Below are 14,377 nucleotides of genomic sequence, written 5' to 3' on the forward strand. Positions count from 1 at the left end.
GTAAATCCGCCACTGAAGGATATCAATTGCCGGAGAGCTATGATCTTGACCGACTCTGCCCCGCTTCATGGGAACCTGTTTTCAGCTATCGCCAATCGCTCGGCGCGCGTGGGGGTTATCGGCCTCGGCTATGTTGGCTTGCCTCTGGCGATGACCATCGCCAACAGCGGTTTCAGCGTCATAGGGTTCGATATCGACCCCGGCAAGATCGTCATGATAGACGATGGCAAATCCTATATCGAAGCCGTGTCCGATACGGTGCTGGGGCGTCATGTTGGTGAAGGCCGTTTCAGTGCGACGACTGACTTTTCAAGTCTCGGCGATTGCAATGTCATCATCATTTGTGTTCCGACGCCGCTGACCAAACAGCGGGACCCCGATCTGTCATTCGTCGTCAAAACCTGTGACGCGATTGCCAGAACGTTGAAAGCCGGTCAGCTGATCGTGCTGGAATCCACCACCTATCCCGGCACCACCAATGAGGTGGTACGGCCTGTTCTGGAAAACACGGGCCTGCGTTCCGGCGTGGATTTCTTCCTCGGCTTTTCGCCAGAACGCGAGGATCCCGGCAACCGCGATTTCGAGACCTCAAGTATCCCGAAGATTGTCGCCGGTGATGGCCCAGAGGCCTCGCAACTTATGACCGCCTTTTACGGAGCTGCGGTCAAGACTGTCGTTCCGGTCTCATCCAATGCCACCGCCGAGGCGGTAAAGCTGACGGAAAATATCTTCCGGGCAGTCAATATCGCTCTCGTCAACGAATTGAAGGTCGTCTACGAGGCCATGGGCATCGATATTTGGGAAGTGATCGAAGCCGCAAAGACTAAGCCGTTTGGCTACATGCCGTTTTATCCGGGGCCGGGACTTGGCGGTCATTGCATTCCCATCGATCCGTTCTACCTGACCTGGAAATCGCGCGAATATGAATTGCCGACGCGTTTCATCGAACTTGCCGGTGAGATCAATTCGGCTATGCCGCGTCATGTCGTCGACCGTCTTGCCGAAGCGCTTGATCGCCGCCACGGAAAAGCCGTCAGCCGCTCGAGCGTGTTGATAATCGGCCTCGCCTACAAGAAAAATGTTCCCGATATCCGCGAAAGCCCGTCGCTTAAACTGATCGAACTGATTGAGGCCCGTGGCGGAACGACCGATTATCACGATCCCTTCGTCTCAACGATCCCGCCCACGCGCGACTATATCGAACTTCGCGGTCGCGCCTCGGTCGAGCTGACCGAAGAGGTTGTCAGAAATTTTGACGCTGTGCTGATCGCCACCGATCACGATCAGATCGACTATCAGGCGCTGGCCAAATGGGCGCCGTTGATCGTTGATACCAGAAATGCGTTCGGACGCCGCGCCATCAGCGGCGATAATATCGTCAAGGCATAGTCACCTTCAGGTCGGGTCGCAACCGTGCATCATCGGTCGCGGTCGACTTTATGTCCGCCGTTGTATAAGCGGACGTCTCGGACATTTGCAGATTGAAGAACAGATCATGAGTCGTCTCGACAGTTTCATCCGCCGTCTTTGCGCCCAGCGTGATATCCTGAACAGCATTGCGGACGATGTCCGCGCAATTCCCGGAACGATCATGGAGCTTGGTCTCGGCAATGGCCGCACATATGATCATATCAGGGAGCTGTTTCCGGATCGCCGGATTATCGCTTTCGATCGCGTGGCCCGTTCTTTCGAAAGTTCGACACCTCAGGGCGACAATCTGGTCGTCGGTGAGATCAAGGACACGATTGGCGATTATCTCGGCATCGAGGCAGCGCTCGTGCATGCGGATATCGGCACTGGCCATGAAGATCTGGATGCACTGACCCTAACATGGCTCCCCGACGCTGTGGCCTCGCTCCTGAAACGTGGCGGCATAGCCGCCTGCGGATTGCCGCTCGAACATCCTGAATTGACGCCCATGCCTCTACCGCAGAGCGTCGCCGCGAACCGCTATTTTCTTTATCGCCGTCGTTAGCAACATTAAAGCTGTGCAGTTTGCGGCACTAAGTTCTCTCAACCATTGTTATCCCGCTTTTAAGTGAGGCGAGATACTTCCATTTTGCTGCGAACGCACTACAAATATACTGGCAAAAGCGGAGGAGGTTTCGCGAATGCATAGGTATAGACAGAGCGATTGACCGCGTTGGCGCGATAGCAGCACGGCCCGGCGGGCCATCGATCTCAAAACGGGACTTCATGGAAAAGAACCTCGCTCGCTATATCTGGTCCACGACACGCGCCCAGCAAGCCTGGATCCTCTTTGTCGTCGCCGTGTCGATGATCCCCTATTTTCTCTCGTTCGATCTGCCTAAGCAGATCATCAACGGCCCCATTCAGGGCATAGGGTTCGAGAAGCCTGGCGCCACACAGACTTTCATGCGCATCACCTATGATTTCCCGATCCTGGGCGAGGTGGTGTTCTTCAACGGGCTGCAGCTTACCCGCATCCAGATGCTGATCGGCCTCAGCATGGTTTTCCTGCTGCTGGTCGTAATCAACGGGCTCTTTAAGCTCTATATCAATACCTATAAGGGCAGGCTTGGCGAACGGATGCTACGCCGCATCCGTTTCGAGCTGGTGGACCGGGTGCTGCGTTTCCCGCCATTCCATTTCAAACGCGTCCGCTCGGCGGAAATCGCCACCATGATCAAGGACGAAGTCGAGCCGCTTGGAGGCTTTACCGGCGACGCCTTTGTGCAGCCAGCGCTTCTCGGCGGGCAGGCCCTCACGGCGCTCGTCTTCATTCTGATGCAGAATTTCTGGCTCGGCATGATCGCGGCGATCATTGTTGCCGCGCAGGGCATTATCATTCCGCGGATGCGAAAGCGGCTTCTGGAACTGGGGCGCCAGCGTCAATTGTCGGCGCGGGAACTTTCGGGCCGCGTCGGCGAGATCGTTGACGGCATCAGCGCCATTCACAGCAACGATACGTCGAATTTCGAGCGGGCCGATATCGCCAACCGGCTGGGGCACATCTTCTCTATCCGCTATGATCTTTATCAGTGGAAATTTCTGGTCAAGTTCATCAACAATTTTCTGGCTCAGGTCACACCGTTTCTGTTCTACATGATCGGCGGTATTCTGGCGCTTCAGGGTAGGCTCGATATCGGCCAGCTTGTTGCCGTCATCAATGCCTATAAGGACCTACCGGGTCCACTCAAGGAACTGATCGACTGGGACCAGAACCGCCAGGATGTGCAGGTCAAGTATGCACAAGTGGTCGAGCAGTTCAGCGTCGATAATCTCATCGCCCCGAAGGTGCAATCGGTCCACTATGACACTGTTCCTGCGCTCGATCAGCCGGTCGTCATCAGCAATGTCACGGTGCAAGACGACAGCGGCGCGCCGATTCTGGAACATGTCAGCCTGGAGCTGAAGCCGACCGAGACCGTCGCGCTGATCGGGCCTGCGGGCAGTGGCAGCGATGTATTTGCCGAACTGTTGGGCCGACTCGTCTGGCCTGCAACCGGGCGGGTCGCCATCGACGGTCATGATCTACTCGAAATGCCTGAATCGGTCACCGGGCGGCGCATCGCCTATGCGTCGGGTGATGGCTATTTCTTCAGCGGTTCCCTACGCGACAATCTGCTTTACGGGCTCAGACATGCGCCCCTGACCAAGGTTGCCTATGAAGGCGATGACGCGAAAAAACGGCAATGGCAAATTGCCGAGGCGCGCCGGGCGCGAAATCCCGATTTCGATCTTAATAGCGACTGGGTGGATTACGCGGCGATGGGCATTTCGGGACGGGACGGGCTCTACGCCGTCGTGCGCCCCATCCTCGACGCAGTGATGGTCACCCATGACATTTTCGATATAGCGCTTCTGTCGAAGGTCGATACGGTTGCGCATCCGGAATTCATCTCCCGCATCGTGGAACTCCGGCAGGCGTTACGTAAGCGGCTTGACGGCGGTGATATGGCGGCGTTGGTCATTCCCTTTGAGCCGGATGTCTATAACGCGCAGGCGACGGTGGGTGAAAATCTGCTGTTCGGCGTGCTCGACCGCTCCTCCATGACCATCCGGCAACTGGCGGCGCATCCGTTTTTCCGCGAGGTAATCGGCGAGGACGATCTTCTCGCCGATCTTTACGCCATGAGCCTCGAAATCGCTGAAAACGCTATCGAGCTTTTCCGCGATCTGCCGCCCGACCACCCGTTCTTCCAGCAACTGACATTCATGCGTCCGGAAGACATTCCCGAATATGAGACGCTTTTGCAGCGGGTGAAGGGGCTCAGTGTTGATGCGGTTTCGGACGAAGACCGCGTCAACATCGTACGTCTCAGCTTCTCCTATATTGAGCCACGGCATCGTTTCGGCCTTCTGACCGACGCGTTGAAGGCCAAGATTCTCAAGGCAAGAACACGTTTTCTGCGCGATACGCCGGACGACCTGCGCGCCGTGATCGAGCCTTACGAACCGGACCGCTTCATCAAGCACGCCACGCTGCTCGACAATCTGCTGTTTGGCAAGACCAGCTATGGACAGATGAATGCGTCGGACAAAATCCGGTCGATCCTCATCGATCTCTTCGAGGAAACGGGCCAGCAGCGCACAATCCTGATCATCGGGCTTGATTTTGATGTCGGCTCGGGCGGCAAGCGACTGACCAGTGTGCAGCGCCAGAAAATCAATATGGCGCGAGCGCTGCTTAAACATGCTGATTATGTCGTGTTCAACCGGCCGCTGCCATCACTGGATCAGCGTATCCAGTATCAGATCGCTGGAAATATTATGCATACGCTGCATAAAGAAGGTCATAAACCCGCAATAATATGGGCATTGAGTAATTTTTCTCTCGCCAGAGATTTCGACCGCGTTATCGTGTTTGATCATGGACGGGTGGTTCAGGATGGCACCTATGAGGCGCTGATGCAGGAGGATGGACCGCTTAAGGATTTGCTGTCGTAAGGCGGGATGAAAGGGAAGATCGATGTTGTTGAAGGATGAAGTCGAAATGCTGCGGCGCATGCCGTTCTTTGCTGGTATAGAACCGGCGAAGCTAAAGCTTCTCGCCTTCACCTCTGAGCGCGTGACTTTCAAGCCCGGTGAGACGCTGTTCCATCAGGGCGACATATCCGATTCCGCCTATGTGATCCTTCTGGGTGGTGCGGATATTCTGGTCGATTCACCGGGCGGCCCCATTAAGGTTGCCGATGCACAGCCCAATTCCATCGTCGGAGAAATTGGCATTTTGTGCGATATGGGGCGCACCGCGACGGTGAGAGCAGCGACGCCTTTGGAGACCTTGCGCATCAGCAAGGAGCATTTTACGAAAATCCTCGGTGACTATCCGGAAATGGCCATCACGATCATGCGGGAATTGGCGAAGCGGCTCGGCCAGACCACCGCAGAACTGACGCAGGAGCGTAGCCGCAACCAGAATATGCACTAATTGAAAGAAGGTTTTGGCGCGATGCTGGCGGTCCGAAACATCGCTCTGTTCATTTGGCTGTCGCGGAGTTGATAATAGTTTAATCCGCTGGCGGACGATGATTGTATCGTGGAATAAGCTGGCTTTGTTAAATCCCTTTCGTAAGTTACTATCGAGTGAGCCAGCCGCGTTCTGAAAAACTTCTTTGTTAGATGAGTAGGAACGCCTAAGCCAAACGCTGAAAAGCATTTGTCAAATGGCCAGCGGACTAAACTATTGAAAAGCTTTTACTTCATCATTGAATGCAGCGTTGCGGGGGAGTTTTATGAGGCCGTTTCGCGCAGTTGTACTGGTATTTTCGGTGGTTGTGGGATGTGCCGGGCCTCGCGCTGTCACTGGATTGGGTACGGCTGAGCAGTCTTATTCGCGGTCAGGCGATGTGGTTCCTCTCATGGTTGCTACGGTTCGGGATCGTTCAGACGACCCAGAAATCGCCTATACACGCGCGCGTTCGGATGCGCTGAAGTTCTCCACCATAGATGTTCGCATTCCACACAATCACCGGCCCGGATCGGTGGAAACGTCTGCGTCCAGGCCAGATCCCCGACGGCAGTTCAGCGCAACCAACTATTTGAGCCTTCCAAATGGAGAGGCCATGGTTCGTGAAATCAACCGGCGATTATCCGAGCGGCCTGCATCGCAGCGCGAAGTGTTTATCTTCGTTCACGGCTATAATAACAATTTCGCAGAGGGGCTTTTTCGCAACGCCCAGATCGTGCATGACTATGACGTTGGGTCTTTACCCGTTTATTTTTCATGGGCTTCAGCCGGTGCACTGACACGTTATCTGTATGATCGTGACAGCGCGCTCATTGCCAGAGATGGACTGGCTGAGACGCTTCAACTTGTGGCGCGCTCAAAGGCGACCGGGATCATTGTCGTCGGTCATTCAATGGGGGCGGTTGTCGTGATGGAAGCGCTGAGAACCCTTTCCATCCGCGATCAGAGAAAGGTGCTTGAGCGGATCAAGGGGGTGCTTCTTGCTGCGCCAGACCTCGACCCCGATCTCTTCAGAAGCCAGGTGAATGATATTAGTCATTTGCCGCGACCTTTCACTATCGTTGTTTCGCGTCGGGACCGCGCCCTCGATATTTCGCGCCGATTGACTGGAGGCGAGCCTCGTGTTGGGAGCGGCGCTGATATAGCGTTCCTGCAAAACAAGGACATTCAGGTTCTTGATGTCTCGCAGGTGGATCGTGGTGGGCACACCCTGTTCGCCAGTTCTGACACCCTGATCAAGCTTCTGGGATCGGGTAACTTCTTGCGTCAGTTCTTGACTGATGAATATGCAAGTATGGACGATGCATTTGCCGTGGCGGGGCAGGGCACACTGGAACAAGCTTCGCTGGTGCTTTATCTGCCAGCCAGGATGATCAAGCGCCTCGCCAATCGATAGAAGAATTTCGAGGGACGCCGCCAGAGCTTTTATACGCTCTTGAAATTGATATGAATTGCAGCTGCGAACTCAATTTTCACACACTGATATTTAAATTGGCGGTCGCCATGAGTGTCGATAACTTTAAACTTGTAGCAGTCATGGCGCCTTGTTATTATCGACTTACTTTACTGCCTTGCCCAGTTTTTACCTCATGCGTCAACAGCGCAATTAAGTTCTCCAATAGCACAGAGGTGGCTTTTGTAGATGAACAAGGGTTGGCATGCAGAGCTTGAACTTCGGTTTGAGCATAATTGTGAAGTGACGCGGCTGATGCGGCGGCGCCATGTGGGTCCCCTTGCGGTTCAACAGCCTTTTTATCCTGAGAAAGACGGCAGCGCGCATGTCTATCTCCTTCATCCGCCGGGTGGAGTTGCAGGGGATGATATTCTTGATATTTCGTGCTTTTTGGGTCGCAAGGCCAGGGCTGTTCTGACAACACCGGGCGCCACGAAATTCTATCGCAGTGAGCGAGGCCAGAGCGCACAGACGACTAGGATCGATGTGAGTGAAGGTGGCATATGCGAGTATCTCCCGCAGGAAACAATCGTTTTTGACGGCGCCAGAGCATCCATAAGCACGCATGTCTCCCTGAGCGGTGATGCAGTCTATCTGGGGTGGGACATTTTCAGTCTGGGGCGTCCTGCCTGTCAGGAAAGCTTCGACAGGGGCGAAGTCCGGCAACGGGTCGAAATATTCAGGGACGGAAAGCCAATCTGGTTCGAACAATTTCGCCTTCGTGGTGCCGCACCAGCAGTGAATGCGGCTTATGCATTTTGCGCCAAACCAATTGTTGCCACGATGGTTTATGCCGGTCCGGCTGCGGAAAACGCACTTCAGGCCATTCGCGAAGCGGTGGGTGACACAGCCAGAAATCTGTTTTCGGCGTCGCGGCTCGAAAGGGTGATTGTCTGCCGCTATCTCGGCGGGCGGATGTCGGAAGCCAAGGCGCTATTTCGCAGGGCGTGGGAGGTTCTACGCGAAATGGGATTAGGAAAACCGGCCACTGCACCGCGCATCTGGGCCACATAACTGACTTTGGAGAGGGTCTACCGATGGAACTATTGCCACGTGAAAAGGACAAACTTCTGATTTTCACTGCAGCATTGGTTGCGGAGCGACGCCGAGCCAGAGGGTTGAAACTGAACTATCCAGAGGTTGTGGCTTACATCTCCGCTGAAATTCTGGAGGGTGCCCGCGACGGTAAAACGGTCGCGGAACTCATGTCCTACGGGGCCACGCTTCTCAGCCGGGATGAGGTGATGGAGGGCGTGCCTGAAATGATCCACGACATTCAGGTGGAAGCCACTTTTCCAGACGGCACCAAACTTGTGACCGTTCACAACCCGATTCCTTAGTGCGTTTCTGAATGACCGAAATTGCTCTTGCTTTTGGTTCTGCCCGCATCTTGTACCGAAAACGCTTGGCGCTTTTCGGTACGCGCTTCAGGAGACGATCATGATACCGGGTGAATATTTCATCGAAGACGGGTCGATCGACCTCAACGACGGTCGCGAAACCTGCACCATTGCTGTCGAGAACACCGGCGACAGGCCGATACAGGTTGGCTCGCATTATCATTTCTATGAGACCAATGAGGCGCTCGTCTTTGATAGGGAGCGAACGAGAGGTTTCAGGCTCAATATTCCCGCCGGGACTGCCGTGCGGTTTGAGCCGGGACAGGATCGTGAAGTCGAACTGGTTGCGCTTGATGGCGACCGGGAAGTCTATGGCTTCAACGCAAAAATCAACGGGAAACTTTAGGAGGGACAGATGGGGAGGATATCAAGGCAGGCCTATGCCGAACTCTATGGCCCGACAAAGGGCGACCGTGTGCGTCTGGCAGATACCGAACTCATCATCGAGGTCGAGGATGACCGTTGTATCTATGGCGAGGAAGTAACCTTCGGCGGCGGCAAGGTTATTCGCGATGGCATGGGGCAGGGCCAGCGGCCTTCAGCCGAAACCGCCGATTTGGTGATCACCAATGTCATTATTCTCGACTATTGGGGCATCATCAAAGCCGATGTAGGTATCAAGAATGGTCGTATCTCAGGGATCGGTAAGGCAGGTAATCCCGATATCCAACCCGGTGTCAACATCATCGTTGGACCTGCAACCGACGTAATTGCGGGCGAGGGCAAGATTCTCACCGCAGGCGGCATCGATACACATATTCACTTCATTGCGCCACAGCAGGCGGAAGAAGCGCTGGCCAGCGGCACCACCACTTTGGTTGGCGGTGGAACGGGACCAACGGTTGGCACGCTTGCAACCACGGTTACGCCTGGTCCATGGGCTATCCATCGTATGCTGGAGGCTGTGGAAGCGCTTCCGATCAATGTGGGTTTATTGGGCAAAGGCAATGCAAGCAAGCCTGAACCTCTGCGTGAACAGATCAGGGCCGGTGCTGTTGGCCTGAAGCTGCACGAGGATTGGGGAACCACCCCGGCCGCCATCGATAATTGTCTTAACGTCGCCGACGAAGAAGATATTCAGGTGGCCATTCATACAGACACGCTGAACGAGAGCGGGTTCGTCAAGGATACTTTTGCTGCCATGAAGGGCAGGACCATTCACAGTTTCCATACGGAAGGTGCCGGCGGCGGGCATGCTCCCGACATCATTACGGCGGCGGGCGAAGAAAATATCCTGCCGTCCTCCACCAATCCGACCCGTCCCTACACCATCAATACGGTCGATGAGCACCTCGATATGCTGATGGTCTGCCACCATCTCAGCCCGAAAATTCCGGAGGATGTGGCATTTGCGGAATCCCGCATTCGGCGCGAAACGATTGCAGCAGAAGACATACTCCATGATCTGGGTGTGTTTTCGATGATGTCATCGGATTCTCAAGCCATGGGTCGCATTGGAGAGACAACGCTTCGCTGTTGGCAAACCGCCCATAAAATGAAGGTGCAGCGCGGCCCCCTGAGTCAGGATAGCGGCCGGAACGATAATTTCCGCGCCAAGCGGTACGTCGCGAAGTATACGATTAACCCGGCGATTACGCATGGATTCGCTCATGAGATTGGGTCTGTCGAAGTTGGAAAGCGGGCTGATCTTGTATTGTGGAAGCCGGAATTCTTCGGCGTGAAACCCAGCCTTGTGATGATCGGCGGTATGATTGCGATTGCGCCGATGGGCGATCCCAACGCATCGATCTCGACGCCCCAACCGGTCCATTACCGTCCAATGTATGGTGTGTTGGGGCGGGCGCTTGGCTCCACAGGCGTCACATTTGTTTCCAAATCAGCGCTTGATGATGGTATCGGCGAAAAGCTGAAACTCAGCAAGCAATTGGTTGCGGTCAAAGGGATTAGAACGGTCCGCAAGAAGGACATGATCCACAACGGTCTTACGCCCAAATTGGAGGTCGATCCGCAAACCTATCAGGTGCGGGTGGATGGCGAATTGATCACCTGTGAACCAGCCTATGTTCTGCCGATGGCGCAACGCTATTTCCTGTTTTAAGCGACTGACGGGGGTTAGCGAAACCAAAGCGATAGAGCATTTCCTCATTCTTTAGAAACGGGGATGTTTACCGGTACATGAAGGAACAAAATATGCAGTTCAATGCGATGCGGGATCATCCTTCTCTGGGGTTTATCGATTGGACGCTGCGCGGTATCGGACAAGTGGTGTTCCAGAACAACCCGCTTTCCGGGCTGGTCATTTTGTTCGCCATTCTGGTCAATTCCTGGATTTATGCCCTTATTTGTGTGGTGGGTGTGGTCGCCAGCACACTGACGGCAATCATCCTCAAGGCCGACAGGGGGCTTATTCGTGATGGCCTGTTCGGATTCAATGGAGCTTTGGTCGCGCTTGCGCTGATCGCATTTACCAGTGCCGATTTTCGCAGCGGCGCGCTGCCGTCCCCGGCCATGACGATCTATCTCATCTTTGGCGCAGCTTTTTCCACAATGGCTTTCGCGAGTATCGGAGCGCTTCTGGGCCCGCACAAGGTTGCGCCTCTAACAATGCCATTCGTGCTTGTCGGTTGGCTGTTTCTGTTCGCAATTCTCAAATTTGATGCCATCGATGCGGGGCCAATGGCGAAACCGGTGTCACCGGAACAGTTTTCCTACGCTGTCCCTTATGTACTCCCAACCTGGTATATGGGGATCGGCACCGCCATCGGACAGATATTCTTTCAGGATAACTGGATCACAGGCTACATTATCCTTGCTGCTATCGCGATCCATTCCCGGATAAGCGCGCTGATGGGCCTTTTGGGAGCGATAACCGGAGCTTTGGTCGCCGCCGCATTCGGCGGACCGGAAGGGGCCATTCGCGATGGGCTTTTCGGTTACAATGCCGCGTTAACGGCAATTGCGCTTGGCGGCTTCTTCCTTGTTTTCAGCTGGAGCAGTTTTCTTTACGCGATCTTCGGCGCTGTCGTGGCCACATGGCTTTGGGCTTCGGTAGCCATCTTCCTGAAACCGATTGGAATGCCGGTGCTGACTTCGACATTCGTCCTCGTCACTTGGGTCATGCTGATCGGTCAGTATGCTTTCAAGGCATTGGTGCCCGTCCCTCCGGCTGATGCAAGTTCGGCAGAGGAAAATCTCGAGCGATATCGCGAAATGCAACGCTTACGACCGGAATAGTCGGCTGTATTGCGTCTCATGCCAGGCACTGGCCATAGCCAGTGCGGGCGCTGTATTGCCGATTTTGTCGTCTTCGAGCGTGCATGCTTTCTCGACGGCCCGCTCAATTCTTGCTGTTCCAGCAATAAGTATCCTCTGGCCTGCCGTGTGGCCAAGCGGAACGAGCCGGATTGCCGCCATGACCTGGCTTTCCACCACGCTCCACATAAGGCCGCGCAGTGCATCGACCGGCTCTATATTCCAGTTAAGCGCTGCGATGGCGAAGGCTGCGGGGTAGGTGGCACGTTGTTCCGAAGCGAAGTTGCGCGCCCGCTCGACACCGAGTTCCGATAGCAGAGTAAGCAAGCTTTCGCCCATGCGGCGATCCTCAAGCTCGAGTTCGCTGCTTTCTCGACTTGCCCCAAGCCAGTCGTTCAAGCGGCAGAATTCGGCATCGTCGCTTCGCGTCAGTGCGGAAATCATTCGCCAGAAAATTGCACCGTCAAGCGCGGCGTAACTGTGTTCCAGAAGACCAAAAACCCACGCTGCACAGTTTTCTTCATTCGTGACGGTGCCAGTGTGGACAGCCCATTCAAGACCACGCGAATAGGAAAAAGCACCAACCGGCTGGCTGGGACTGACAAGTCGCATGAGGTGCAGCATAGGCAGAGCCGGAGAGTGCACGGGCAAGTCCGGTTCCGGTCCAGCATTATTACCATCAACTTCAGCGTGTCTCTTCGAATGATCCAGCAAGATGCGGCTCACATCATCCAGCCATCAGGTAAAGCCCGCTGAGCGCGGCAAAGCCGCCCGCCGCCCGCATTATCATCTGCCCCGTCCGACCTTGCAGGATGCGTCCTGCTGCAAGGCCCGCACCAATACCTGCTGCGTGGAGCAATGCCGTTGCAAGCGCAAACCCAACACCATAGGAAAGAAACGCCGCGCTGCCGATTTCCCCACCATGGGCATAGCCATGGAAGAATGCGAAGAAGCCGACGACGAGCGCTGCAGTCAGGGTCGATGCGTGGAACGCCATGGCGACAATGAGGCCAAGCACAATTACCGATGTAAGGATGACTGGTTCGACATAGGGAAGAGTTATCCCACTGAGTGCCGCCATAAATCCCAGCAGCATGACGCCGACAAAGCTTAGCGGAACGACGGCAAGCGCGCGCCCACCGAGCATCGAAGCCCAAAGGCCAACGGCAACCATTGCAAGGATGTGGTCGGCGCCCGAAAGAGGGTGAGAAAACCCAGCGGCGAAAGAACCATGCTCGGCTGGGTTGAGATGTGCGAATGCGGGGCTCGCCATCAAGGAGAGCAGGACGGCAATCAGGAGAGATGTCCTTTTCATTTCAACTTCCTTTCAACAACAATGGCCATGCTCAGAAGGAGCCAAACATTGAACCCAGCACGAAAACCGCCGCGAGCGAGATAATCACGCCGACAATCACAGTCATGACCATGTCAAAATAGCTTGATGCATGGGTTTGTTTGCTGATCTGAAGGAGCAGAAGCACCGTACCATTGTGCGGCAGCGCATCCAGTGTACCAGCGCTGATGACCGTCAAACGGTGCATGAGATCAGGATTGATCCCGTACTGGATCGCCAATCGCATATATTCGTCGCCCAGCGCATTGAGTGCGATGGCCATGCCGCCGGATGCTGTTCCGGTGAGGGCCGCCAGCGCATTCATGGCTACGACCAGAGAGACAAGCGGACCGCCCGGCACCTCAAGCACCGCATCGCGAACCACGGCAAAAGCAGGCATCGCTGCCACAACTGCACCGAACCCGACGAGGCTCGCTATGGTGAGAATGGGCAGAACAGAGGAGTTGGCGCCTGCGTCGAGGCTTTCGCGGATCGCCCGAAGGCGGCGAAAATTGACCGCTATAAGGGTCAAAATGGCGGCCGCTAGTGCAATAAGCACCGCCCACAAACCTATTGATGATCCGACATCGATTCCCCAAGGCTCCTGCTCCAGAAATGAGAAATCAATACGGGGCAGGATGATGAGCGCCATCAGGAAATTGACGACGATGACGACAAGCAGGGGCAGGACCGCGAAGAAAAAAGGCGGCTGGTGGTCGGCTCGTGCGCCGTGTTCGAGTTCTGCGGGGTCGAAATCACCTGAAAGCGTCGATTGTTCCCTGACCTTTTCCGTTATCTCCAGTTCGCCGGTGTCATCGACATAATTTTCACCTGCAGCCCGCGCCTTGGCTTCCGCGCGTTGCAGCCACCACATGCCGAAGACCAGTGTTATGATTGATGCAATGATCCCCAGTCCCGGCGCTGCAAAGGTCGTGGTTTCGAAATAGGGCATCGGAATGGCATTGTTTGTGGAAGGCGTGCCCGGCATTGCCGACATGGTGAAGGTAAAGGCACCAAGCCCAATGGCGGCAGGCATCAGACGGGCTGGTATATTGGCGGCCTTGAACATCTCCCGTGCCATAGGCACGAGAACGAAGAAGGCAACGAATACGCTGACGCCCCCATAGGTGACGACTGCCGATGCCAGCACGACGGATAGCATCGTGCGTTTTACGCCGAGTTTTTCCGTCAGATATCGTGCAATCGAGGTGATGGAGCCGCTATCGTCCATCAGCTTTCCAAAAATACCACCCAGGAGAAAAAGTGGAAACCACCGTCCCACGAAACTGGCCGTCCCTCCCATGAAGGTCGATGTCCAGTTTGCCAGAAGAGGCTCCCCGGAAATGAGCGCGGCGAGAAGCGCAGCGACAGGAGAAAGCAGAAGCACACTCCAGCCGCGATAGGCAAACCACATGAGTAGCGCTAGTCCCAGCAGTATTCCAAGCAACCCCATGCTATCTGACCCCTCAGCCGATGTTGGAGAGAATGCATTCGGAATTATTGAATGAAACTACTTTAGACGGAATATATCAAGAAAATAATGC

The 14,377-nt window shown here is 55.1% G+C and carries 13 protein-coding genes; 10 read left to right on the top strand and 3 right to left on the bottom strand.

Annotated elements, in window-relative coordinates:
• Positions 1-45: 45 nt before the first annotated feature.
• From ABWW11_RS11395 to ABWW11_RS11440, 10 genes are all read left to right on the top strand, one after another.
• On the top strand, positions 46-1,389 hold the full coding sequence (locus ABWW11_RS11395) for a nucleotide sugar dehydrogenase (RefSeq protein WP_371830804.1): 1,344 nt from the start codon (positions 46-48) through the stop codon (positions 1,387-1,389).
• 106 nt (positions 1,390-1,495) lie between these two features.
• On the top strand, positions 1,496-1,975 hold the full coding sequence (locus tag ABWW11_RS11400) for a class I SAM-dependent methyltransferase (RefSeq protein ID WP_109366133.1): 480 nt from the start codon (positions 1,496-1,498) through the stop codon (positions 1,973-1,975).
• A gap of 221 nt (positions 1,976-2,196) precedes the next feature.
• Positions 2,197-4,911, top strand: a complete 2,715-nt coding sequence (locus ABWW11_RS11405) for an ABC transporter ATP-binding protein (protein ID WP_109366132.1) — start codon at positions 2,197-2,199, stop codon at positions 4,909-4,911.
• 22 nt (positions 4,912-4,933) lie between these two features.
• On the top strand, positions 4,934-5,395 hold the full coding sequence (locus ABWW11_RS11410; RefSeq protein WP_109366131.1) for a cyclic nucleotide-binding domain-containing protein: 462 nt from the start codon (positions 4,934-4,936) through the stop codon (positions 5,393-5,395).
• A gap of 634 nt (positions 5,396-6,029) precedes the next feature.
• Entirely contained in the window at positions 6,030-6,830 is an 801-nt protein-coding gene (locus ABWW11_RS11415) for an alpha/beta hydrolase (protein ID WP_235858931.1), read from the top strand.
• 246 nt (positions 6,831-7,076) lie between these two features.
• Complete coding sequence (locus tag ABWW11_RS11420) at positions 7,077-7,901, top strand: urease accessory protein UreD (protein WP_109366129.1); 825 nt, start codon at positions 7,077-7,079, stop codon at positions 7,899-7,901.
• 23 nt (positions 7,902-7,924) lie between these two features.
• Positions 7,925-8,227 carry an urease subunit gamma gene (ureA, locus tag ABWW11_RS11425; protein ID WP_109366128.1) on the top strand — a complete coding sequence of 101 codons (303 nt, stop codon included), beginning with the start codon at positions 7,925-7,927 and terminating at the stop codon, positions 8,225-8,227.
• A 100-nt stretch (positions 8,228-8,327) separates the two neighbouring features.
• A complete protein-coding gene (locus ABWW11_RS11430) occupies positions 8,328-8,633 on the top strand; it encodes an urease subunit beta (protein WP_109366127.1) in 306 nt (101 codons plus the stop codon).
• Between the two features lie 9 nt (positions 8,634-8,642).
• Positions 8,643-10,346, top strand: a complete 1,704-nt coding sequence (ureC, locus tag ABWW11_RS11435; protein ID WP_319080304.1) for an urease subunit alpha — start codon at positions 8,643-8,645, stop codon at positions 10,344-10,346.
• Positions 10,347-10,438: 92 nt separating this feature from the next.
• Positions 10,439-11,482: an urea transporter gene (locus ABWW11_RS11440; protein WP_109366125.1), complete on the top strand. Its 1,044-nt coding sequence runs from the start codon at positions 10,439-10,441 to the stop codon at positions 11,480-11,482.
• Here the strand turns inward: ABWW11_RS11440 and ABWW11_RS11445 are convergent.
• Genes ABWW11_RS11445 through ABWW11_RS11455 form a run of 3 tightly spaced genes read right to left on the bottom strand, consistent with a single transcriptional unit; the run spans position 11,468 to position 14,286 of the window.
• On the bottom strand, positions 11,468-12,226 hold the full coding sequence (locus tag ABWW11_RS11445; RefSeq protein ID WP_109366124.1) for an urease accessory protein UreF: 759 nt from the start codon (positions 12,224-12,226) through the stop codon (positions 11,468-11,470). The genes ABWW11_RS11440 and ABWW11_RS11445 overlap by 15 nt on opposite strands.
• Before the next feature lies 1 nt (position 12,227).
• Positions 12,228-12,815 (bottom strand): HupE/UreJ family protein, encoded by a 588-nt coding sequence (locus tag ABWW11_RS11450; protein WP_109366123.1) that lies wholly within the window; start codon positions 12,813-12,815, stop codon positions 12,228-12,230.
• A gap of 31 nt (positions 12,816-12,846) precedes the next feature.
• Entirely contained in the window at positions 12,847-14,286 is a 1,440-nt protein-coding gene (locus ABWW11_RS11455) for a GntP family permease (protein WP_109366122.1), read from the bottom strand.
• Positions 14,287-14,377: the final 91 nt, after the last annotated feature.

Origin of the sequence: Brucella sp. NBRC 113783 (assembly GCF_040372265.1) — a bacterium.
GTDB lineage: Bacteria > Pseudomonadota > Alphaproteobacteria > Rhizobiales > Rhizobiaceae > Brucella > Brucella teleogrylli.

What these genes read in the sequence shown, in the direction of transcription:
- ABWW11_RS11400 (WP_109366133.1), top strand. Translation starts at nt 1,496, where the DNA reads ATGAGTCGTCTCGACAGTTTCATCCGCCGTCTTTGCGCCCAGCGTGAT.
- ABWW11_RS11405 (WP_109366132.1), top strand. Translation starts at nt 2,197, where the DNA reads ATGGAAAAGAACCTCGCTCGCTATATCTGGTCCACGACACGCGCCCAG.
- ABWW11_RS11410 (WP_109366131.1), top strand. Translation starts at nt 4,934, where the DNA reads ATGTTGTTGAAGGATGAAGTCGAAATGCTGCGGCGCATGCCGTTCTTT.
- ABWW11_RS11415 (WP_235858931.1), top strand. Translation starts at nt 6,030, where the DNA reads ATGGTTCGTGAAATCAACCGGCGATTATCCGAGCGGCCTGCATCGCAG.
- ABWW11_RS11420 (WP_109366129.1), top strand. Translation starts at nt 7,077, where the DNA reads ATGAACAAGGGTTGGCATGCAGAGCTTGAACTTCGGTTTGAGCATAAT.
- ureA (WP_109366128.1), top strand. Translation starts at nt 7,925, where the DNA reads ATGGAACTATTGCCACGTGAAAAGGACAAACTTCTGATTTTCACTGCA.
- ABWW11_RS11430 (WP_109366127.1), top strand. Translation starts at nt 8,328, where the DNA reads ATGATACCGGGTGAATATTTCATCGAAGACGGGTCGATCGACCTCAAC.
- ureC (WP_319080304.1), top strand. Translation starts at nt 8,643, where the DNA reads ATGGGGAGGATATCAAGGCAGGCCTATGCCGAACTCTATGGCCCGACA.
- ABWW11_RS11440 (WP_109366125.1), top strand. Translation starts at nt 10,439, where the DNA reads ATGCAGTTCAATGCGATGCGGGATCATCCTTCTCTGGGGTTTATCGAT.
- ABWW11_RS11450 (WP_109366123.1), bottom strand. Translation starts at nt 12,815, where the DNA reads ATGAAAAGGACATCTCTCCTGATTGCCGTCCTGCTCTCCTTGATGGCG.
- ABWW11_RS11455 (WP_109366122.1), bottom strand. Translation starts at nt 14,286, where the DNA reads ATGGGGTTGCTTGGAATACTGCTGGGACTAGCGCTACTCATGTGGTTT.